This window comes from Mycobacteroides sp. H003 (genome assembly GCF_001440135.1).
In the GTDB taxonomy this organism is placed as follows: Bacteria; Actinomycetota; Actinomycetes; order Mycobacteriales; family Mycobacteriaceae; genus Mycobacterium; species Mycobacterium gwanakae.
This window is the reverse complement of the sequence record NZ_LJYL01000023.1, coordinates 92,000-113,240: the sequence shown is the minus strand read 5'-3', so window position 1 is coordinate 113,240 and position 21,241 is coordinate 92,000. Positions and strand designations below refer to the sequence as shown.

General features: G+C 64.3%; 22 protein-coding genes. 12 read left to right on the top strand and 10 right to left on the bottom strand.

Annotated elements, in window-relative coordinates:
* Nucleotide 1: 1 nt before the first annotated feature.
* Nucleotides 2-859: a helix-turn-helix domain-containing protein gene (locus AOT87_RS16805; RefSeq protein ID WP_046254284.1), complete on the bottom strand. Its 858-nt coding sequence runs from the start codon at nucleotides 857-859 to the stop codon at nucleotides 2-4.
* Between the two features lie 64 nt (nucleotides 860-923).
* Here AOT87_RS16805 and AOT87_RS16800 point away from each other — a divergent pair, with 64 nt between their 5' ends.
* The gene (locus AOT87_RS16800; RefSeq protein ID WP_198528416.1) at nucleotides 924-2,072 is read left to right on the top strand and encodes a dihydrodipicolinate reductase; all 1,149 of its coding nucleotides are present in this window, start codon (nucleotides 924-926) and stop codon (nucleotides 2,070-2,072) included.
* Nucleotides 2,069-2,449: a limonene-1,2-epoxide hydrolase family protein gene (locus tag AOT87_RS16795; RefSeq protein ID WP_057966950.1), complete on the top strand. Its 381-nt coding sequence runs from the start codon at nucleotides 2,069-2,071 to the stop codon at nucleotides 2,447-2,449. The genes AOT87_RS16800 and AOT87_RS16795 overlap by 4 nt, the downstream gene beginning before the upstream one ends.
* A 4-nt stretch (nucleotides 2,450-2,453) precedes the next feature.
* Here AOT87_RS16795 and AOT87_RS16790 read toward each other — a convergent pair whose 3' ends face one another.
* Together AOT87_RS16790 and AOT87_RS16785 are read right to left on the bottom strand one after the other, a co-directional pair.
* A complete protein-coding gene (locus AOT87_RS16790) occupies nucleotides 2,454-3,317 on the bottom strand; it encodes an SGNH/GDSL hydrolase family protein (protein WP_057966951.1) in 864 nt (287 codons plus the stop codon).
* Between the two features lie 92 nt (nucleotides 3,318-3,409).
* Nucleotides 3,410-4,396, bottom strand: a complete 987-nt coding sequence (locus AOT87_RS16785) for an acyl-ACP desaturase (protein WP_057963737.1) — start codon at nucleotides 4,394-4,396, stop codon at nucleotides 3,410-3,412.
* A gap of 232 nt (nucleotides 4,397-4,628) precedes the next feature.
* On the opposite strand from AOT87_RS16785, the gene AOT87_RS16780 reads away from it, so the two are divergent.
* From AOT87_RS16780 to bluB, 3 genes are read left to right on the top strand one after another with little or no spacing between them, the layout of a single operon-like run.
* Nucleotides 4,629-6,077 carry an NCS2 family permease gene (locus tag AOT87_RS16780; RefSeq protein WP_057966952.1) on the top strand — a complete coding sequence of 483 codons (1,449 nt, stop codon included), beginning with the start codon at nucleotides 4,629-4,631 and terminating at the stop codon, nucleotides 6,075-6,077.
* Nucleotides 6,078-6,093: 16 nt separating this feature from the next.
* A complete protein-coding gene (locus AOT87_RS16775) occupies nucleotides 6,094-7,098 on the top strand; it encodes a methionine synthase (RefSeq protein ID WP_057966968.1) in 1,005 nt (334 codons plus the stop codon).
* Complete coding sequence (bluB, locus tag AOT87_RS16770; RefSeq protein WP_030094144.1) at nucleotides 7,098-7,721, top strand: 5,6-dimethylbenzimidazole synthase; 624 nt, start codon at nucleotides 7,098-7,100, stop codon at nucleotides 7,719-7,721. Before AOT87_RS16775 ends, bluB begins: the two co-directional genes overlap by 1 nt.
* Here the strand turns inward: bluB and AOT87_RS16765 are convergent.
* The 5 genes from AOT87_RS16765 to AOT87_RS16745 form a co-directional block, all read right to left on the bottom strand.
* Nucleotides 7,718-8,539 (bottom strand): crotonase/enoyl-CoA hydratase family protein, encoded by an 822-nt coding sequence (locus tag AOT87_RS16765; protein ID WP_030094143.1) that lies wholly within the window; start codon nucleotides 8,537-8,539, stop codon nucleotides 7,718-7,720. The genes bluB and AOT87_RS16765 overlap by 4 nt on opposite strands.
* Before the next feature lie 18 nt (nucleotides 8,540-8,557).
* Complete coding sequence (locus tag AOT87_RS16760; RefSeq protein WP_057966953.1) at nucleotides 8,558-9,238, bottom strand: hypothetical protein; 681 nt, start codon at nucleotides 9,236-9,238, stop codon at nucleotides 8,558-8,560.
* Nucleotides 9,239-9,243: 5 nt separating this feature from the next.
* Entirely contained in the window at nucleotides 9,244-10,101 is an 858-nt protein-coding gene (locus tag AOT87_RS16755) for a hypothetical protein (protein ID WP_057966954.1), read from the bottom strand.
* 92 nt (nucleotides 10,102-10,193) lie between these two features.
* Entirely contained in the window at nucleotides 10,194-10,946 is a 753-nt protein-coding gene (locus AOT87_RS16750; RefSeq protein WP_057966955.1) for a hypothetical protein, read from the bottom strand.
* 70 nt (nucleotides 10,947-11,016) lie between these two features.
* On the bottom strand, nucleotides 11,017-11,424 hold the full coding sequence (locus tag AOT87_RS16745; protein ID WP_057966956.1) for an MmcQ/YjbR family DNA-binding protein: 408 nt from the start codon (nucleotides 11,422-11,424) through the stop codon (nucleotides 11,017-11,019).
* A 51-nt stretch (nucleotides 11,425-11,475) separates the two neighbouring features.
* On the opposite strand from AOT87_RS16745, the gene ligA reads away from it, so the two are divergent.
* Nucleotides 11,476-13,530 (top strand): NAD-dependent DNA ligase LigA, encoded by a 2,055-nt coding sequence (ligA, locus tag AOT87_RS16740; protein WP_057966957.1) that lies wholly within the window; start codon nucleotides 11,476-11,478, stop codon nucleotides 13,528-13,530.
* Between the two features lie 8 nt (nucleotides 13,531-13,538).
* On the opposite strand, the gene AOT87_RS16735 is transcribed toward ligA, so the two are convergent.
* On the bottom strand, nucleotides 13,539-15,416 hold the full coding sequence (locus tag AOT87_RS16735) for a glycosyltransferase family 39 protein (RefSeq protein WP_057966958.1): 1,878 nt from the start codon (nucleotides 15,414-15,416) through the stop codon (nucleotides 13,539-13,541).
* A gap of 80 nt (nucleotides 15,417-15,496) precedes the next feature.
* The gene (locus tag AOT87_RS16730) at nucleotides 15,497-16,153 is read right to left on the bottom strand and encodes an amino acid-binding protein (RefSeq protein ID WP_101312511.1); all 657 of its coding nucleotides are present in this window, start codon (nucleotides 16,151-16,153) and stop codon (nucleotides 15,497-15,499) included.
* Nucleotides 16,154-16,205: 52 nt separating this feature from the next.
* On the opposite strand from AOT87_RS16730, the gene gatC reads away from it, so the two are divergent.
* The 6 genes from gatC (at nucleotide 16,206) to AOT87_RS16700 (ending at nucleotide 21,182) form a co-directional block, all read left to right on the top strand.
* Nucleotides 16,206-16,514, top strand: coding sequence for an Asp-tRNA(Asn)/Glu-tRNA(Gln) amidotransferase subunit GatC (gene gatC / locus AOT87_RS16725; protein ID WP_030094135.1), 309 nt, complete (start codon nucleotides 16,206-16,208; stop codon nucleotides 16,512-16,514).
* Nucleotides 16,511-17,992: an Asp-tRNA(Asn)/Glu-tRNA(Gln) amidotransferase subunit GatA gene (gene gatA / locus AOT87_RS16720; RefSeq protein WP_057966959.1), complete on the top strand. Its 1,482-nt coding sequence runs from the start codon at nucleotides 16,511-16,513 to the stop codon at nucleotides 17,990-17,992. The genes gatC and gatA overlap by 4 nt, the downstream gene beginning before the upstream one ends.
* A gap of 96 nt (nucleotides 17,993-18,088) precedes the next feature.
* The gene (locus tag AOT87_RS16715; protein ID WP_225421945.1) at nucleotides 18,089-18,316 is read left to right on the top strand and encodes a hypothetical protein; all 228 of its coding nucleotides are present in this window, start codon (nucleotides 18,089-18,091) and stop codon (nucleotides 18,314-18,316) included.
* A gap of 14 nt (nucleotides 18,317-18,330) precedes the next feature.
* On the top strand, nucleotides 18,331-18,585 hold the full coding sequence (locus AOT87_RS16710; RefSeq protein ID WP_131727285.1) for a hypothetical protein: 255 nt from the start codon (nucleotides 18,331-18,333) through the stop codon (nucleotides 18,583-18,585).
* A 30-nt stretch (nucleotides 18,586-18,615) separates the two neighbouring features.
* Nucleotides 18,616-20,112 carry a carboxylesterase/lipase family protein gene (locus AOT87_RS16705; protein ID WP_057966960.1) on the top strand — a complete coding sequence of 499 codons (1,497 nt, stop codon included), beginning with the start codon at nucleotides 18,616-18,618 and terminating at the stop codon, nucleotides 20,110-20,112.
* 38 nt (nucleotides 20,113-20,150) lie between these two features.
* Entirely contained in the window at nucleotides 20,151-21,182 is a 1,032-nt protein-coding gene (locus tag AOT87_RS16700) for an ATP-dependent 6-phosphofructokinase (RefSeq protein WP_030094131.1), read from the top strand.
* Nucleotides 21,183-21,241: the final 59 nt, after the last annotated feature.

Here is a 21,241-nt window from a genome sequence, read left to right as displayed (position 1 = left end):
TTCACAGTGCGGGCACTAGTCGGGCCTGCACGCGCTCAAGTGTCTCGTTCAGGTGCTGGAGCGAGAGTGCATTGTTTTGCCCGAGATGGATCTGAATCTGATATTCAGGCTGGCGATCTCGCCCGAATATCGGCAGCACTACGAATTCCGTTGTCGAAAGCTCACTTTCAAGGGTCGCGGTTACCGACTGTAGGCTGACGATGGTCATGAGGGTGGTGAGCTGTCGAGCGAGCCGAGACGTTGAGTCGACGGACTCGAGCATCGCTGTCAACCGTTCATGCAGGCCGGGATGATTGTTGTCGAAGCGCCACGCGCCGTAGCCGCGCTCTCGGATGTCGGCGAGTACGTGCACGTGCTGGTCGATGTCCGCGCGTGTCAGCCGCGGTTCGACCTCGCGCAGCCACTGGTCTACGGCCGGTTGGTCGCGCCATGCCATGGCCACCAATCCGAATGGAGGGTCGATGGGAAAGCGCTGCCCGAGGTCGAGTTCGGCATCGCTGGGGTGCCCCACCGCATCGATCACTGAGATGTTCCGTGAACCGATCTTCGACAACGAACATGCCGCGCCGAGCATCTCGTGGAGGAACAGCAATGCGTCGCGGCCCTTGTCTAGCAGCGGGTGCTGCCGCCGTAGGCCGTGAACCACCGGGAGTAGTCCACTCCCTAGGGCGTAACGCCGGTCCTCGCGTCTATGCACCCACCCGCGCTGTTCCAGATCATGCAGTAGCAAAGAGCACGTCGACGTCGTGATCGCACAGGCGCGTGCCAATTCGGTCAGCGTACTAGCCGATGGTGAATCAGCCAGTGCGGTAATGACATCCACGACTCGTTGTGTGGGTGGCGATTTGACCGTTGACATCGTTTGGTCTCCTCCCTACGATCCCTCCGATTATTTCGAACCTACTCTAAATATTAGGAGGATCGTGATCAAGGTAGGCGTATGGGGGCCGGGATCGATGGGTGTCGTCGCGCTCCGGGCGGTGATTGACCATCGCGACCTGGATCTGGTTGGTGTGGTGGTGCACAGCAATGCGAAGGTCGGCCGGGATGCGGGGGAGCTGTGCGGGGCTGAGGTTGTCGGTGTCGTCGCCACAGCTGACCCGGATTCGCTGGTGAAGAGCGATGCGGATGTGGTGATCTATGCGGCGGCCGCCAATGTCCGCCCGCTGGAGGCCATCGCCGACATGGTCTCGCTTCTGCGTGCGGGCAAGAATGTGGTCTCATGCTCGGTGGTGCCTTTGGTCTATCCCGACGCTGTAGATGACGCACTGACCCAGCCTCTGGCTGACGCTGCGCTGGAAGGTGGATCGTCGTTCTTCACGACAGGAATTGACACAGGGTTCGCGAATGATGTTCTGCCCCTGTCGCTGTCTGGAATTTCGCGATCTATCAGCTCGGTTCGTGTGACCGAGATGTTCAACTACGCCACCTATCCCGATGAGGGCGCGGTCTACGAGATTCTCGGATTTGGAAAACCTCCCGAGTTTGAGGCCTTCGCGGCGGCGCCGGGCATCTTTACGTTCGGGTGGGGCCCGACGGTGCACCAGATTGCTCATGGACTCGGCTGCGAGATCGACAGAATCGAAGAAAGCGTGGAACGGCTCGTGGCCGAAGAATCGTTCGAAACGCCAACCGGCCGTGTAGAAGCGGGAACCGTAGGCGCGATGAGGTCGATCCTCACCGGCCATGTCGAGGGTGGCCGAACTATCGTCGTCGACCATGTCACCCGAATGCATGATGACTTGGCGCCGCATTGGCCGCAGCCACGGATATCCATGGCGCCAAGGGACCTCGGTTTCGGTGGTGCCAGTGGCCGCGGCGTCTATCGTGTCGAGATCACGGGGTCGCCAGACATTCTCTGCGAGCTCGAGCTGGCCGAAGACCACGACCATGACCTCGGTGCGCGTATTGCCGGTGCCGCGCGTATGGTCAATGCGATTCCGGCCGTCTATGCCGCGAAGCCAGGATTGTTGTCGGCCTTGGACCTTCCGATCATTACCGGTGTCGGGCTGATGGGTGTCGACCCCGGGCTTTCTCCGGACAGCCGTTGCGTGGGAAGTGAAACGAAATGACAACCAATGACGAGATCGTTCGTGAGTTCTGTGGCCTATGGGCATCGATGGACGTAGAGCAGATGATTGCGTTCTTTACCGATGACGCTGTCTACCACAATATTCCGATGGAGCCGGCGGTCGGTAGAGAAGCAATCGCGACCCTCCTGAATGGATGGGCCGCGGTGCTCGATGGCATAGATTTTCAGATCCATCAGCAGGTCTCTGTGGGGAAGGTGGTGATGAACGAACGTACCGACACGATGCGTGTCAACGGTGCGTCGGTGCCGCTACCGGTGATGGGAATCTTCGAGCTCGTCGACGGAAAGATCCGGGTATGGCGTGACTACTTCGACATGGGTGAGATGACGAAGGCGTTCCAGGCGGCGTCCGCCTGACGTCTCAGGAAGCCGACGGAATTCCCGCTGAACGCATGACGATCGCGATGCGTTCGGCAACATACTGCCGGCCCGGGGCGGTCGGGTGCATCGGAATTCCCTCATCGCCTACGCCGGTACCCGTCATCGACACGTAGCGCTGGAAATCGGATGCGCACACGCTGTGGTCGCTACTGGTCGCCGGGATGACAGGGGTGAACCCCGCCTTCGAGGATTCGGAGACGATCGTGTCGTTGAGCTGACGTTGCAGACCATTGAGGAAGGTGATGGTCTCTTGCGTGTTGATCAGGCCGACCAGACATCCCTTGGCGTCCGGCGGAAGGATGGGCAGGTAGCCCACAGTGAACACACGCGCGTTCGGGGCCGCCTGACGGATGGCGGCGTACGCGCCCGTGAGTTTCGGAGCCACCGAGGCGACGTTGGCGCTGAATTGCGCCTTCTTCTCCGGCGGGCAGCTCAGCGCGAACAGGCAGTCGGTGGCGATCTGCTCGAATCCGGCGTCGTTGCCGCCAATGGAGACGATCGCGACCTTGGTGGCCGGGGACAGTCCCGTGTTCTGCGGGCCGCGTGTGGAGGGTGTGTAGACGTCGGTGGAGAGCGCGCCGACACAGGAGTAGTCGGCGAATGTCATCTGCGGGAATGACGTGGCGACCAGATGCGCGACATTGTCGGTCGCCTGGTTGCAGGCGGTGCCGACCGGGCCGGTGATACCGGCGGCGTTAGAACCCGCCGCCAGGAACGAATCTCCGATCGCGACCAATTGGGCGCCTGCCACCGGTTCGGCCGACGCGATCGCAGGGCCGGTGACAGTCGCCGCGAACATCGTGGCGATGCCGAACACCGTCGAGAGCGTCTTGACCGCGCGCATGTATCCCTCTCATCCCCGTCGGCCGACAGACGGCCCCGTCCAATCGTACTGAACGGGATATCGCCGTTTGCCCATGTCGACGTTACCGAGGGTTACACCTTGGCGGCCATCCGCTCGGCGCGCCTTGCCTGACGCTCCAGGTACTTGGTCTTGACCTCTTCGAAATCGCTGGCGGTCTTCTTGAGGCCGGTGATGATGCGGTGCAGGTCTTCGCGGTACCACTCGCCCTCGCCGTTGATGTCGTCACGCTCGAAGATGCGCCACTTGCGCAGCACCGGCTGGACGACCTCGGCAAGGTGTGATTGCGGGTCGTACACGCCGCCGGTGGCGATGGTGACCGCGTTACGGCGGAAGCCGGGGATCGTGTAGCCGGGCATCGTGAAGTTGTCGAGAACCTTGTGAATCGATTTCACCGCCTGGTTGGGTGCGATCTCAAGACCGGCCTCGACCATGTTGCGGTAGAAGATCATGTGCAGGTTCTCGTCATTGGAGATGTGTTTGAGGAGTTCCTGCGCGATGGGTTCGGCACAGGCGACGCCGGTGTTGCGGTGCGAAACACGGGTGGCCAGCTCCTGAAATGACACATAGGCCACCGAGTCGAACAGGCTGTCGGCGAACATGTGGTCGCCGCCCTGGCGGTTCTGTCCGGGGGAGAACCCGCGGGTCATCTGCTCGACACGCAGCTTCTCCAGTTCCACCGGATCGACGGACCGCGTGACGACGAGATAGTCACGAATCGCGATGCTGTGACGCTGTTCTTCTGCCGTCCACCGGTTTACCCAGGTGCCCCACGGTCCGTCCATGGTGAAGTTCATGGCGATCTCGCGGTGATATGCGGGCAGGTTGTCCTCGGTGAGCAGGTTGGTGATCATGGCAACCTTGGCGAGCTCGGAGAGTTTGCATTGCTCGGGATCCCAGTCCTGCCCGCCCAATGCCTTGTAGTTCTTGCCCTCGGACCACGGGATGTAGTCGTGCGGGTTCCACTCTTTGAACACTCCGAGGTGGCGATGAGTGTTCTCCTCCACCACGGGTTCGAGCTCGTGGAGGAGCTCGAGGTCGGTGTATTCCTTCTGCGGCACGGTGCGTCCTCGGATTCGTCGAGTTATCTGTGTCTGAAAGTGACACTTATATTCGACCGGATGGCCGCGCACCGTCCTAGTGACGAAGGTCCTCTACCTGGGGTTGGAAAGTCCCTCCTGCCACTGGTTCCCGAACCGGACGCCGAGTGCGGCCCGACGCGGAAATCGCCGCGAAATCCCGCGTTCGATTGCGGCGGGCGACCGGCAACCGGGACCTGTACTTTCAACGGCTATGAATGGCCTAGTCGACCGGTTCTTCCGGATCTCCGAGCGGCAGTCGACGCTGGGGCGGGAAGTTCGCGGTGGGATCGTCACCTTTTTCGCGATGGCGTACATCGTGGTGCTCAACCCGCTCATCATCGGTGGCGAGCCGGGACGCGCGCACAACGCTGACGTGCTGGGCCATGTGCTGCCGGTGGGTCAGGTGGCGGCGGTGACGGCCCTGGCCGCCGGGGTGATGTCCATACTGTTCGGGTTCATCGCCAACTACCCGTTCGCGCTTGCCGCGGGGCTGGGCATCAACAGTCTGCTCGCGGTGTCCTTTGCGTCGCAGATGAGCTGGCCCGAGGCCATGGGGTTGGTGATTGTCGACGGCCTGGTCATTGTGGCGCTGGGTATCTCAGGTTTCCGCACCGCGGTGTTCCATGCCATTCCCGATGAGCTGAAGGCGGCGATCGCCGCCGGAATCGGATGCTTCATCGCATTCATCGGCTTCGTTGACGCCGGGTTTGTGCGACGCATCCCCGACGCGGCGAACACCACCGTGCCGGTTGGTTTGGGAATCGACAACTCGGTGGCCACCATCCCGACCCTGATCTTCGCCGCCGGCGTGCTGTTGATGGGAATTCTGGTGGTGCGCAAGGTTCGTGGCGGACTGCTCATCGGCATCGTCGTGATGACGGGGATCTCGATGCTCGCGCAGGCGCTGACCGAGCGCGGTGCGCAGCCCGCCGATACCAAGGGATGGAACCTCACCGTGCCCGCGTGGCCGTCCTCGGCGGGTGGCATGCCGGACCTGAGTCTGCTCGGTCAGGTGGACATGTTCGGCGCATTCACCCGGGTGGGTGTGCTGTCGGCGACGGTGCTGGTGTTCGCGCTGGTGCTCTCGAACTTCTTCGACGCGATGGGAACCATGACCGGTCTGGGTAAGGAGGCCGCTCTGACCGACGAGCACGGCACCCTGCCGGGAATCGGACGCGCGTTATCGGTGGAGGGTGTTGGTGCGGTTGTTGGAGGCGTCTCCTCCTCGTCCTCGAACACCGTGTTCGTGGAGTCTGCCTCCGGTATCGCCGAGGGCGCCCGGACCGGGCTGGCCAATGTGGTGACCGGCTTGCTGTTCCTGGCGGCGATGTTCTTCACCCCGCTGTATTCGGTGGTGCCGCTGGAGGCTGCGGCGCCGGCCCTGGTGGTGGTGGGCGCCATGATGATCGGCCAGCTGCGCAGCATCGACCTCACCCGCTTCGAGTACGCGTTGCCCTGTTTTCTGACCGTCGTGACCATGCCGTTTACCTATTCGATCGCCAATGGCATCGGTGTGGGGTTCATCAGCTGGGTGGTGCTGGCCGTCGTGTCAGGGGAGCGCGGGGCCCGGCTTCGGGCAGTGCATCCGCTGCTGTACATGGTGGCGGGATTGTTCGTCGTCTACTTCGCCAAGGGTCCGATCGAATCGATCATCACCTAACGTTCTCGGGGTGAACATGTGGGCGAAGGGAACTGGCCTCGGCTCGTGGCCGGGGTTACAGGTGCGAGCCGCGACGGAGATTGTGGTGGCCGAGCTTACGCTGCCTCACCTTGTGGAGCTGCCCGCGCGCGGTGTGGGCGCCGATCTGATCGGCCGGGCCGCGGCACTGCTGGTCGATATCGCCCTCGACGTCTCACCTACCGGTTACCGGACGACCGCCCGGCCCGGCGTGGTGGTCCGGCGCGCGCGCGGATTCCTGGACGAGGACATGGACGCACTCGAAGAGGAGTGGGAGCGTGGCGGGCATCGGGGGAGCGAACGCGCGGTGAAGGTGCAGGGTCCGGGGCCGGTGACGCTCGCCGCACAATTAGAACTCGCCAACGGCCATCGCGCGATCACCGACCCCGGAGCGGTGCGAGACCTGGCGGCATCTCTGGCGGAAGGGCTTGCGCAGCATCAAGCCACGCTTTCTCGTCGACTTGGTGTTCCCGTACTGGTACAGGTCGACGAACCCTCGCTGCCCGCCGCACTGGATGGCAGACTGTCGGGAACGAGCATGTTCTCACCGGTACATCCCGTCGACACGGCGACGGCGACGGCTCTGTTGGACCAGTGCGCTGCCGCGGTGGGTGGTGAACTGGTGGTGCATTGCTGTGCGGCCGACCCTCCTTGGGAACTCTTGCGGGGCGCAGATATTCGTGGGGTCGCGGTGGATGCCGCGTACTTGGCGGATGCGCAGGCACTCGATGGGCTGGCTTCGGTGCTGGACACGGGCAAGGTGGCGCTACTCGGTGTGATTCCCTCCCTTTCGCCGGCCGTGCCCATCTCATCGGACGTGCTGGCGACCAGTACCGCGGCGCTCGCCGACAAACTGGGCTTCGGGCGCGCGGTGCTGCGGGATCGCATCGGCATCAGTGCCGGGTGTGGCCTTGCCGGAGCCGATCTCCCATGGGCGCGCAAGGCAACCGAATTGACGCGCAAGGTCAGCGATCTGATCGATGCCGACCCGGACGCGCTGTGATGGACGTCTACCAGGCCATCGCTACCCGCCGGGACGTACGCGCGGAGTTCACCGGAGAGGTCATCGACGATACGACGTTGCTGAAGCTGCTGCAGGCCGCGCATCGCGCGCCCAGCGTGGGGAACAGCCAGCCATGGGATTTCGTGGTGGTGCGCGAGGTGGAGGTTCTGGAGAACTTCGCGGCCCATGTTGCCGAGCAGCGTGAGCGATTCGCGGACAGCCTCCCCTCGGAGCGGCGAAAGACCTTCGATCCCATCAAAATTGAGGGAATCTGCGAAAGCGGTACCGGGGTGGTGGTCACCTACGATCACGGCCGTGGTGGTCCGCATGTCTTGGGGCGGCACACCATTGCCGATGCGGGCCTGTTTTCGGCGGTGCTCGCGATCCAGAACCTGTGGCTCGCCGCGGTCACCGAAGGTATCGGCGTCGGCTGGGTGTCGTTCTATGAAGAACAGTTCCTGGCCGAATTAATCGGCGCGCCAACGCACATCAGACCGATCGCCTGGTTGTGCGTCGGGCCGGTGTGTGAGTTCGCCGAGCGGCCTGATCTGGAACGATTCGGCTGGCGCAGCGGGCGTCCGTTGGATGACGCCGTGCACTGGGGCCGGTACCGGGAGACCTAGCGTCCCTTGAAGTCGGGTTCCCGCTTCTCGAAGACCGCACCGATGGCTTCCTGCAAGTCCTCCGACGGCAAGAAGGCGGCGTTCCAGGTCGACACGTACTTGAGGCCGTCGGCAACCACACTTTCGCGCTCGCGGCCCAGCACGTCCTTGACGCCCTGCACCACCAGCGGGGGGTTGGCCGCGATCTCGGCAGCGGTGGCATGCGCGGCCGCCAGCGTTGCCTCGGGGGTGTCGAACACATCGTTGACGAGACCGATCTTCTCGGCCCGAGCGGCATCGATGTCCTTGCCGGTGAACGCCAGTTCACGCAGGTGGCCATCACCGATGATCGGTGGAAGACGATGCAGCGAGCCAATATCGGCGACAATCGCGACCTTGGCCTCGCGCACACTGAACTTCGCCTCGGCACTTGCATACCGGATATCGGCGGCCGCGATGAGGTCGACGCCGCCACCGATGCACCAGCCCTGCACCGCGGCGATCACGGGCTTGCGGCAGGCCGCGACGGCGGTCACCGAGGCCTGCAGCCTCCGAATCTCGTCGAGGAACTCGGTGCGCGGCTTGGCCAGCGCCTTATCGGCCAGCAGCGGCATGAAGGTGCCCGCCATCGCGGCCAGGTCCAGCCCATAACTGAAATGGGAGCCGGCGGCCGCGAGCACGATTGCCCGTATCTCCGGGTCGGCGTCGAGTTCGGTGAAGATCAGCGGCAGTTCCCGCCAGAAATCCGGTCCCATCGCATTGCCCTTACCGGGCCCGATGAGGGTGACCTGGGCGATGTGCCCTGTGGTCTCGACGGTGAAGGCTTTCCAGTCGCTCATGTGCGTGAGCCTACGGGTTCAGGCGGGCAGCAGGCCCTTGCGGTCCTCGCGGAGCTGCTTGATCACCGACTGCCAGGACATTGCCCAGGACTGCACGTCGTCTCCGGACTGGCTTGTCATGAAACCGCGAATGATGCCGACGAGCACGGTGCGGTCGCCAACATGGGTGTACACCGGGCCTCCCGAATCGCCCTTGGCGATCACCGGACCGTTAAACCTGAACCAGCCGTTGCCAAGTCGGGTTACCGATCCACACGCATCGCCCGTGGTGAAGCCGGTGCGGCAGACCGGCATTCCAATATCGGGAGTAACCGTGTCATCGCGTTCGAGCCGTTGACCGTTGGCCATGACATCGTTGACGGGCAATCCGTCATCGATCGAGATCGCCTCGTAGTCGATGGTGTACTCGTTCTCGTAGACCGGGCCCTCAGGGGGACGGTTGTCGTGGGCGAGGATCTTGTGTCCTATCGCAGCGAAGTCTCCATTGCGAACGATGCCGTCGCCGTTGACGCAATGCCCGGCCGTGATGCCCACCCGAAGCCCGGGGTCGACGAACCCGAGCGTGCAGCTCAGCGAGCCCTGGTAGATGAGCATGCCGGGATACACCAGCGGCGGGTCAGCATGAGCCGACGCGGGGTTGGCTACGGGAAGCGCGCACAACACGGCGACGATGGTCGTAATCCAGAAAAACGGGCGCATGAGGGCTAGGGGACAACCATTCTCGCGGGGCCGGACGGGCGGTCATCGGAGGGCGCGGGAGGCAGGACCATCGGCGGCGCCTGCGGATTGGGCGGTGCCTGCGGATTGATGGCCACGGGGCTCGCGATCTCGGGGCGGCTCGCGGCCGCCGCAATGTCATTTCGGATCTGCTGTTGCACCGTGGGCCAGGACAACGCCACGGTGGACTCCCGGCGGGTCTGATTGGCGGTGAAGCGCGCGCTCACGATGCCCACGATGGCGGCGTTGCCGGGAGAGGTGACGGTGTACACGGCACTACCGGAGTCGCCGTGGTCGGCGGGCAGGCCGTCGACGAGGAACCAGCCATTACCGAAACCGGCGATGGCGCCGCACGCCTCGCCGGTGGTGATTCCCACCCGGCACACCGCCAGGCCATCGCGGGGAACGACCGCCGGGTCGACCCCGAGCCGCAGTCCGTTGGGCAGCACGTTGTTAATCGGCACGCCCTCGTCGAAGGCGATGCCCTCGTAGTCGATTCGGTAGTCGTCGCGGGACAACGGTCCTTCGGGCTTGATGTTGGACTGGGCCACGGCGAGCTGACCGATGCGCACGCCGTCGCTAGTGAACACCGGTCCATTGCCGCCACAGTGACCCGCGGTGACGCCCACGCGCGCAGCAGGATCCACGAAGCCAAGGGTGCAGCTCAGTGATTCCTTACCGGGTGGGCGCTGGATGATCTCCATGCCTGGATAAATCAGCGGGTCCGCATGTGCGGCAGCCGGGTTCGCGAGGCCAAGGCCGCACAACACGATGACGGCCGCGGCCCACACCGTGAACCGTCCCCGCGGTTCGGTCCGTCGACCGTTGTCGCCGACACTGGTCACGCCGTAGCTCTCTGTCTGCCACGTTCACCGTCAATAAAGCCCCGACCAGTGTTAGGAGAGCACGCGGCACGACTCTCCGTGTCGCTACGAGCCTATGCGAACGTGGCGTCCTCTGGTGCAGGAAGCGTGGTGGGAGCAGGTGAATGCCCAGGTGGTGGGGGAGCGTCGGGTGCTTTTTCCAGGTCTTCTCGTAGTTGATTGACGACGGTCGACCAGGAAATCGCGGTGGTTTGCACCACACCGGTCTCGACGCTGCGGGTAGTTCCGCGGGCGATTCCGACAATGGCGCCGTGTCCCGGTGAGGTGATTGCGTACACCGGGCTGCCCGAGTCGCCGTGATCGGCGGGTAACCCGTCGATCTCGAACCAGCCGTTGTTGACCGTGGTGACGGTGCCGCAGGACTCACCGGTGGTGACGCCGTTACGGCAGACCGGCAGCCCGGTGTGCGGCTGGATCCCGCTGCCGCGCTCAAGCCGAATCCCGTTGGGCAGTATGTCGTTGATCGCTACGTCATTGCGGAATTTGATGGCCTCGTAGTCGATTACGTACTTGGTGCCATCGATCCGGTCGCCGTCACGCAGATTGGAACCGGCGATGACGAGGACGCCGATCACATTGCCGGCCGAGTCGTACACCGGGCCATCGGTATCCATGGCGCAATGACCCGCGGTGAGGCCGAAACGCGCGTCGGGATCCACGAACCCGAGCGTGCAGCTCTGAGTCCCCTGGATGATCTCCATCCCGGGAAACACCAGGGGGCCATCCGCCAGGGCCGAAGGGGCCAACGTCACCGCGGCCAACGCAGCCATGCCGAGGCCGCCGCACAATCTGCTAGCAACAGACAATTCGTACCCCAGCCTGTCTCTCCGAGTAATAGGCAAAGCTTTGAAACACAGTGTAGGGATAGGTGAGGGATCAGTCGCGCTGATCGAGCAACTTGATCAGCCGCTTGGTGGCGATCAGTCGGTAGGAAGCATCGAGCAGCTCGGCGACCTCATCCCAGTCCACATCGGCGGTGCTGAAGTCGAGCCCCAGCCAGCCGTAGGGCCCCATGTACGCCGGGTAGTAGAAGCGCTCGTCCTGGAGGAGTGCGGGGCGCTCGGAATCATCCACCTTGACCAGCACGGAATACGGGTAGGCGATCATCTCGCCCTTGGCGTCTCCCTTGGCATTACCGCCGAACATCGCGAAGATCTTGCCCGCTTTGAAGACGGGCCGGCCCCAGGAGATCTGTTCGGCAGCCTCGGGTAGGGCGAGTGCCAGCTGGCGAAGTTCTGCCAGGCCGGGATCGTCCTCGGTGAACATGATGGGATGCGTGCCCATGGGCCCATCGTAGGTTCGGGGACTGTCGGGCGGGTGGGTTAGCCTGCCGATGTGGATCCTGACGTGCAGCGCCAGTGGCGTGAGCTTGCCGACGAGGTGCGTGGGCACCAGTTCCGCTACTACGTCAAGGATGCCCCGGTCGTCTCCGACGGCGAGTTCGATCGCCTCTTGAAGGAGCTCGAGGCGCTGGAAGCGCAGTATCCCGAGTTGCAGACCCCGGACTCACCCACGCAGTTGGTGGGTGGAGCAGGGTTTGTCACCGAATTCGGATCGGCTGACCACCTGGAGCGAATGCTCAGTCTGGACAACGCATTCAGTTCAGAGGAGTTGACGGCCTGGGATGCCCGCGTGCGCGGCGATATCGGGGAAGAACCGGAATACCTGTGCGAGCTGAAGATCGACGGGGTCGCACTTTCGTTGGTGTATGAGAACGGCGTGCTGGTGCGCGGCGCGACGCGCGGAGATGGCCGCAGCGGCGAGGATGTCACCCTGAACGCCAGGACCATCGAGGATGTACCGGAAAGGCTCACGGCCTCAAAGGAATACCCGATACCCGCACTCCTGGAGGTACGTGGCGAGGTCTTCTTCCGGCTGGAGGATTTCGAGGCGTTGAATGCCTCGCTGGTGGAGGAGAGTAAGCCGCCGTTCGCCAATCCGCGCAACAGTGCCGCGGGCAGTCTGCGGCAGAAGAACCCGGCCATCACGGCCAGGCGGCGGCTGCGGATGATCTGCCACGGGCTTGGCCGCGCCGAGGGCTTCGCTCCGGAGAGCCTGCACGAGGCTTATTTGGCGTTGGGGCAGTGGGGTTTACCCGTCTCTACCCACACCACCAAGGTGCGGGGCATCGCGCAGGTTCAGGAACGCGTCAACCATTGGGCAGAGCATCGCCACGATGTGGAACACGAGATCGACGGTCTTGTCGTGAAGGTCGACACGGTGGCGCTGCAACGCCGCCTGGGCAGCACCTCGCGCGCACCGCGCTGGGCCATCGCCTACAAGTACCCGCCCGAGGAGGCGACCACCGAACTGCTCGACATCCGGGTGAGCGTGGGCCGAACGGGGCGGGTTACCCCCTTCGCCTACATGACCCCCGTCAAGGTGGCCGGATCCACGGTGTCGTTGGCGACCCTGCACAACGCATCCGAGGTCAAACGCAAGGGCGTGTTGATCGGCGACACGGTGGTGATCCGTAAGGCCGGGGACGTCATCCCGGAAGTTCTGGGTCCGGTTGCCGATCTGCGGAACGGGTCCGAACGCGAATTCGTCATGCCCACAAACTGTCCCGAATGCGGCACCGTACTGGCTCACGAGAAGGAGGGCGACGCCGATATTCGCTGCCCGAATTCGCGAAGCTGCCCGGCCCAGCTGCGTGAGCGGGTATTCCACGTGGCAGGGCGTGGTGCCTTCGATATCGAGGCACTCGGTTATGAGGCGGCCATTGCCCTGCTTTCGGCAGGGGTCATCGAGGATGAGGGAGATCTGTTCAGCCTCACCGCCGAGGACCTGCTGCGCACCGACCTGTTCAAGACCAAGAATGGGTCATTGTCCGCCAACGGAAGTCGGCTGCTGGAGAACCTGGACAAGGCGAAACAGCAACAGCTGTGGCGTGTCTTGGTGGCGCTGTCGATCCGCCACGTCGGTCCGACGGCGGCGCGCGCGCTGGCCACCGAGTTCGGTGAATTGGAAGCCATCGAGGGAGCCTCTGTCGAACAGCTGGCCGCCGTCGAGGGGGTGGGTGCCACGATTGCCGCGGCGGTGGTGGATTGGTTCACCGTCGACTGGCATCGCGCCATCGTCGACAAATGGCGCGCCGCGGGTGTTCGGATGGCCGATGAACGTGATGAGTCGATACCGCGCAATCTCGAAGGCTTGTCGATCGTCGTAACCGGTTCACTCCCAGGGTTTTCGCGTGATGAGGCGAAGGAGGCCATCATTGCCCGGGGCGGCAAGTCCGCGAGTTCGGTGTCCAAGAAGACGGCGTTCGTCGTCGTCGGTGATGCGCCGGGATCCAAGTACGACAAGGCCGTTGAGCTGGGCGTGACAATCCTCGACGAGGACGGCTTCCGGGCGTTGCTGGCCGACGGGCCTCCCGCCGACTCAGCGTGAAACTGCCCCTAAGGTTTCGGCGGAACCGACAGATCGAATACTCGTAGGTCGCCGTAATCCTTTGAGGAGAAGTGGGTTTCGACCCACTTCTGGACGTCATCGGCCACCCGCTTGGTGTCGCCGTCCTTCTGTGGTTGCGGTTTGTCCTGCTCCTTGTCTTTGTCCTTATCCTTGACGGATTCGGCATAGAACTGGACGGTGCCATCCTGCGTGTAATCGATGAACTGCTGCAGGGTGATGGGGTTGTCGCGGCCGGAGAATCCGCCGATCGCCATCACGGGTGCGTTGGTCTCCAACTGAATGGGAGCGGCGGTGCGGGTGTTGGTCGTCGCCACCGGCCATCTGGCGCCGGAATCCTTAATCAACGCCGCCAGTGCCGGATCCAGCGGCGTGGGTGCCTGGCCGCCGAACTTCTCCTCGTTGGCGATCGCCGGGCCGGACGTCGAGAGCCCCCCGACCTTCGGGGTGGTCACATTGGCGATGGTGAACGCGAGCGAGCCTCCCAATGAAACTGCAAGGGCCAGTGCGGCAATGGCATAGCGCAGGCGCGCGTTACGTTCGAGTGCGCCCAGGGCGAGGGCAACGGCCGCGACGATCCCGCCGATCAGCAGAAGCCAGCGCAGCCAGGGCAGCCAGGTCGGTATGCGCCGCAGTAGTACGAAGGCCGTGACGGTGGCACTGAGCGTGAGCGCGCTCAGCCCGAACTTGCCGATGCGCTCGGACCGATGCCGCCACAACAGCACCGTGCCGATGGCCAGCGAACCGGCGATAGCAGGGGCCATGGCCGAGGTGTAATAGGGGTGGAACTGTTTGGCCATGTAACTGAGGATCACGTAGTTGGACACCATCCAGGTGCCCCACAAAACCAGGCCTGCTCCCGCGGGATGGGTGGTGATGGTGCGCAGGCGGCCCAACAAGCCCGCGGTCTGCGGCGTCCTGCTGACGATGACAAGTCCGAGGATCAGCGCGATGAACGCAGTGGGAAGCAGCCATGCGATGTGATCGGCCTGGGTGTCCTGGAACAGTCGGAAGATGCCCGGGGTACCCGAGAACGAAGGACCACTTCCCCGGCCGCCGCCCATCCCGTTCGAGTTGTCACCGAGCAGGCGGTCCAGGCCGTTGTAACCCACCGCCAGCGTCCACTCACTGTTGTCGGTGGAGTTGTCGACGTAGGGGCGACTAGCTGCCGGGGTCAGCGCGACGGCGGCCATCCACCAACCCGATGCGGCCAAGAGGGCGCCGGCCGCACCCAGCAGGTGCATAAGCGTTGTCTTCCAAGACCATTTCGCGGATACCAGATAGGCCAGGAGCAGTGCCGGAGCCACGAGTAGACCTTCGAGTGTCTTGCACAGGAACGCGAACCCGATACCGACTCCGGCGAGCGCCAGCCAGCCGGCGGCACTGCGTGAGCGCTCGGAATCGATTGCACGCGTGGTGAAGTATGCGGCCACCACCATGCCAAACACCATGGGTGCGTCGGGATTGGAATGCCGGAACATCACCGAGACCACCGGGATGAGAGCGAACAGGGCCGCCGCGAGCAGGCCGGCACTCGGTCCGGCCTGCCGCCGTACCGTTGCGCGAATCAGTGCGGCGCTGACGATCGCGAGGATGGCCTGCGGGATCAGCATGCTGGCGCTGGAAAAGCCAAAGATCCTGGCGGACAATCCCATCAACCACAAACCGCCGGCGGGCTTGTCGACCGTCACGTAGTTCTGCGGATCGAAGCTGCCGAAGAACCAAGCCTTCCAGCTTTCACTGCCTGATTGCACGGCCGCCGCATAGAAGGTGTTGGACCACCCGTTGTGGCTGATGTCCCAGAGGTACACCACGGTGATCGTCAACAGAATGGCAGCGAAGATGAGCCGTTCACGAGTCTGGCTCATGGACGCGTCGATGTCAGTCACGCCAGTGAGTGTGCAGGGCGACTCAGGGAATTGGCTGTGCCGTTCCTGTGAACGGGCCGCTATCGCACCAAGGTGGCGACGATCCCCGCCAGATAGCCGAGGCGGGCCACCTCCGAGGGCCGAAACTCCGGACCGCCGGGACGCCCGAGGACCACGGCGGTGTCGCTGGACCCCAGTGGCGCGGCGGCAAGCGTGGTGTCCATGTCCTTCCACAGCTGCGGCACCCATTCGGCAGCGGTTTCCAGGACCTGAGCCCGGCTCAGCGGTAGCCACGGGGCGGCGGTGGCCTGTGTTTCCGGGGCACCGGCGCTGCCCGCCACCCGAATGAAGCCACTGCCTTCCTGCCGCACCACGGTGCACCAGTTCGCGCGCAGCACGTGTGGGGCCTCCTGGGCGAGCACTTCCAGGCGGGCGGATGACGCGGCGGCGGCCACTCTGTCGATCAGTTCCAGTTCGCGGTGTGCCTCCAGCAGCCCGGTGTGCGGGCGGATGGAATGCACATGCACCCCGTTCAAGGCCTCGGCGGCGGTGATCAACGAGTCGGGCATGGAACCGGGTGGCAGGTCGATGACCAGGTCATCGATGGCGTACCCGGGACCGCGCTCGACGACGTCGAGGGACAGGATGTCCGCACCCACCGTGCCGAGCGCGACGGCGACCGATCCCAGACTTCCGGGTCGGTCGGCAAGTTGTAAGCGCAGCAGATAGGACGGCACGTCCAACACTGTGGCACAGGTCAGGTACGGCCGCCCTCTAGGCTATCTAGCCGTGAGCGCCATATCCCGTGACGAGGTCGCGCACCTGGCCAGATTGGCCCGGCTTGCGCTGACCGACGCTGAGCTGGATGGATACGCGGGGCAACTCGACGCGATCCTCGGCCACGTCAGCCAGATCAGTGCCGTGTCCACCGATGAGCTCGACGAGGTCGATGCGACGAGTTCTCCGCTTGATGCGGTAAATGTCACACGCCCGGATGTGATCGCCGACTGCCTGACCCCTGATGAGGCGCTGGCGCAGGCTCCTCGGGTGGCCGAGGGACGTTTCGCGGTTCCGCAGATCCTGGGAGAAGAAGAGTGACCGACCTGATCAGGCAGGATGCAGCATCGCTGGCGACGCTGATTCATTCCGGCGAAGTGTCATCCGTTGAGGTGACGCGTGCGCATCTGGATCAGATCGCCAGTACCGACGAGACCTACCGCGCATTCCTGCACGTGGCGGGGGAGCAGGCCCTCGCCGCGGCCAAGGATGCCGACGACGCCATCGCGCGTGGCGATCAGCCCGCATCGGCCCTGGCCGGTGTTCCCCTGGCGCTCAAGGACGTCTTCACCACTCGGGACATGCCGACCACGTGTGGGTCGAAGATTCTGGAGAACTGGGTTCCGCCCTACGACGCGACGGTGACCGCTCGGCTGCGTGAGGCCGGGATACCGATCCTGGGCAAGACGAATATGGACGAGTTCGCGATGGGCTCCTCCACTGAGAACTCCGCCTACGGCCCCACCCGCAATCCGTGGGACACCGAGCGCGTGCCGGGTGGCTCGGGCGGCGGTAGCGCGGCCGCGCTGGCCGCCTTCCAGGCACCGCTGGCCATCGGTACCGACACCGGCGGCTCCATCCGTCAGCCCGCGGCTCTCACCGCCACCGTCGGGGTAAAGCCCACCTATGGCACCGTGTCGCGGTACGGCCTGGTGGCCTGCGCGTCATCGCTGGATCAGGGTGGACCTTGTGCACGTACGGTTTTGGATACCGCACTGCTGCACCAGGTGATCGCCGGACATGACCCGCGCGACTCCACCTCAGTCGACGAGCCGGTCCCCGATGTGGTGGCCGCTGCTCGTGCCGGGGCTGCCGGTGACCTCAAGGGCGTACGCGTCGGTGTCGTCTCACAGTTGCGTGGTGACGGGTACCAGCCGGGTGTGATGGCGTCTTTCGATGCGGCCGTCGAGCAGCTCACCGCGTTGGGTGCCGACGTGGTGGAGGTGTCCTGTCCGCACTTCGAATACGCACTTCCGGCGTACTACCTGATCCTGCCGTCGGAGGTGTCCTCCAATCTGGCTCGGTTCGATGCCATGCGGTACGGGATGCGCGTCGGCGACGACGGAACGCACAGCGCCGAGGAAGTCATGGCGCTCACCCGGGCCGCGGGCTTTGGCCCAGAGGTCAAGCGGCGCATCATGATCGGCACCTATGCGCTATCGGCCGGGTACTACGACGCCTATTACGGCCGGGCACAGAAGGTGCGCACCCTGATCAAGCGCGACCTGGAGCAGGCCTACGAACAGGTGGATGTGCTGGTCACCCCGGCGACGCCCACGACCGCGTTCCGGTTGGGGGAGAAGGTCGATGACCCGCTGGCCATGTACCAGTTCGACTTGTGCACCCTGCCGCTGAATTTGGCCGGGCATTGCGGAATGTCGGTGCCCTCGGGACTATCGGCCGACGACGGGCTGCCGGTGGGCCTGCAGATCATGGCGCCCGCCCTTGCCGACGACCGGCTGTATCGGGTCGGGGCGGCGTATGAGACGGCGCGTGGGCCGCTGCCGTCCGCGCTCTAGAGATTCACAGGCAATTAGTAGGCATCCGGCCCTTCCGAGGCAGCAAGAGCTGTCATATTTGCATATATGCATATGATGGCCAGGTGCAGTGGTGCAGTGATCGCCGTCAGCGTGGTGGCAGCGGTGCCGGCGGCGTTGGTGATTTCGCAATCGGTTCCCGCGACGCCGCAGACGAAGATCCAGTGCTCGGTGCAGACCGATACCACCTGCGATCACTCCGGCGATCCTCATCTGACGGCGCGACCGAACCCCGGCAACATGGTGCCGCGGGCGACCATCCCGCAGACAAAGACACGCCCCAGCACAGTCTTGCCGCGAGCGTGACCAGCATGACGAGGATGTCGATACGTCGGATGGCCGCGGCCGGTGCATGCGCGGCAATTCTGACTGGAGTGGTGGTGACGAGCCGCATCGAGGCCCCGCAGGCGGTAGTGCAGGTGAAACCGGCCGCGTGCAGCGGATCCACGGAGCCCGACTGTCTCGCTCCCGGCGACAATCACTTGTCGTCGGCGCCTGATCCGGGGAACGCGCCACCGCAGGCCACCATCGTGACAACCAGGCCAGGCCCCACGGCAGTGCGCCCGGGGCGGTGACCACCCGCGGCGGGAGCTAGGTTGGCATCCGTGGCAGCGGCGCCGAAGCGAGTGCAAGTCAACAGCGGCATTGTTGAAGGCTTTGTGCGGCGTGGAATGCGCCGTTTCCGGGGAATCCCCTATGCCGAACCGCCGGTAGGGCCGCTGCGGCTTAAGGCGCCGCGTCCCGTGCAGCCCTGGGAGGGCGTCCGGCGCTGCACGAGATTCGGTGCGGTGCCCTACCAGCCCAAGGTGTTCACCCCGCAGAAACGTCGCAGCGAGAACTGTCTGACACTCAACGTGGTGACGCCGGAGGAACTACCCGACGGTCCGTTACCGGTGATGTTCTACATCTACGGCGGTGGGTATTTCCTCGGTGCCAGTGCCTCGCCTCCCTACGAGGGATCGATACTGGCGCGTCGCGGATGCGTCTATGTATCGGCCAACTATCGCGTGGGGGCGCTGGGCGCCTTCGATCTGTCCTCGCTGTCTGATGCCGAGCACGTCATCGAAAGCAACGTGTACCTGCGTGATCTCGTGCTGGCCCTGCAGTGGGTTCGCGACAATGTCCGGGCCTTCGGCGGAGATCCGGACAATGTGACCATCTTCGGCGAGAGTGCCGGCGCCAGCGCCGTCGAGACGCTGATGACCACCCCCGCCGCCGCGGGGTTGTTCCACCGCGCGATCATCCAAAGCACCGCCAGTGGCCTGGCCGCCGGCGCCGATACGATCGCGCATGAGGCCCGGCGATTCGCTGAACTGCTTGGGGCTGGCCCTGATAACGCTGCCGAGACGGTCATGAACGCCTCGCCCCGGCGGCTCCTGCGTGCACAGCGCAAGTTGATCGCCGAGGGTGGATTTCCATTCGGGCCTTCGGTCGATGGCGACTACTTGCCAAGCGCTCCCGTCGATGCCATCGAACGCGGTGATGCGCAACGAGTTCCGCTGATCATCGGAAGTAACGCCGATGAAGCCAGGCTTTTCACCAAGGCCATCAAGGTGATGCCGCTATCTGAAGCCGAACAGCTGGAGATTCTTGCGCGTGGAGGCCCTGGGTATCTCGAGCGGATTGTTGGCGCTTACCCGGGATATCCATCGAAGGAAGCCCGGTTGCGGCTGGCTGGAGACATGTTCTTTACCTCTTCGGTGTGGCGGATCGCCCGGGCGCATCAGCAATTCGCACCGGTTTACGTGTACCAGTTCGACTATGCGCCCTGGCCCGTGCGGGCCGCCGGCCTGAACGGCTCGCATGCCACCGAGTTGCTCGCGGTCTTCGGCAATTACCGTGGTCCGGCCGGACCGCTCTTGGCGGGGAGCTTTACTCATCGTGATGCCTCGCGGGTGGTCGACGATGTGCAAGAGCGCTGGGTGGCGTTCGCGCGCAACGGTGTTCCGAGCGAGGACTGGCCGGCATACCGAGGACCGGACTGGCCGGTGATGGTCTTCGACCGTGTGACATGCGTCGAGAAGAACCTCGGCGTCGACCGCCGTGATGTGTGGGCGGGGTTCACGCTGAGCGCCCCGCAGCGTCCACCGAAGGCGTCGTAGCGCTGCCGCCCGGCCATGTCACGGGCATGATGGGGCCTATGCGTATCGGAGTGCTTACCGGTGGCGGCGACTGTCCCGGGCTGAACGCCGTCATCAGGGCGGTCGTACGGACCTGTGCCAACCGCTACGACTCGCAGGTCGTGGGATTTCAGGACGGCTGGCGGGGTCTGTTGGAGAACCGGCGCATCCAGCTGGCCAACGATGACCGCAACGATCGGCTGCTGACCAAGGGCGGCACGGTGCTGGGCACCGCCCGCACCAATCCCGACAAGCTGCGTGCCGGGCTGGACCAGATCAAGCAGACCCTCGACGACAACGGGATCGATGTGCTGATCCCGATCGGTGGGGAGGGCACGCTCACCGCGGCGAGCTGGCTCGCCGACGAGAATGTCCCCGTGGTCGGGGTGCCCAAGACGATCGACAACGACATCGATTGCACCGATGTCACTTTCGGGTTCGATACCGCGCTGACCATCGCCACCGACGCCATCGATCGGTTGCACAGCACGGCCGAATCGCATCAGCGCGTCATGCTGGTGGAAGTGATGGGCAGGCACGCGGGCTGGATCGCCCTGCACTCCGGACTGGCTTCCGGTGCGCACATGACATTGATCCCCGAAGTGCCGTACGACGTGGAAGAGGTGTGTCGACTCATCAAAGGCCGCTTCCAGCGTGGGGATTCGCATTTCATCTGTGTGGTGGCAGAGGGCGCCAAGCCGGCCGAGGGCTCAATGGAGTTACGCGACGGCGGAATTGACGAGTTCGGGCATCAGCGGTTTACCGGAGTGGCGCAGCAGCTGGGTGTGGAAATCGAGAAGCGCATCAACAAGGAGGTGCGCACCACCGTGCTGGGCCATGTGCAGCGCGGCGGCACCCCGACACCGTTCGACAGGGTGCTCGCCACCCGATTCGGAGTGAACGCCGCGGACGCCGCCCATGCCGGTGAGTATGGGGTGATGGTGTCGTTGCGGGGCCAGGACATCGGACGGGTGCCCTTGTCCGAGGCCACCCGTCATCTCAAGCTGGTCCCCAAGAACCGCTACGAGGACGCTGCGGCCTTCTTCGGCTGATCGGGCAGGTTCGCCGAGCGCATACCTGGTGTGGATGATGCACGCGATTCACCTCCGTG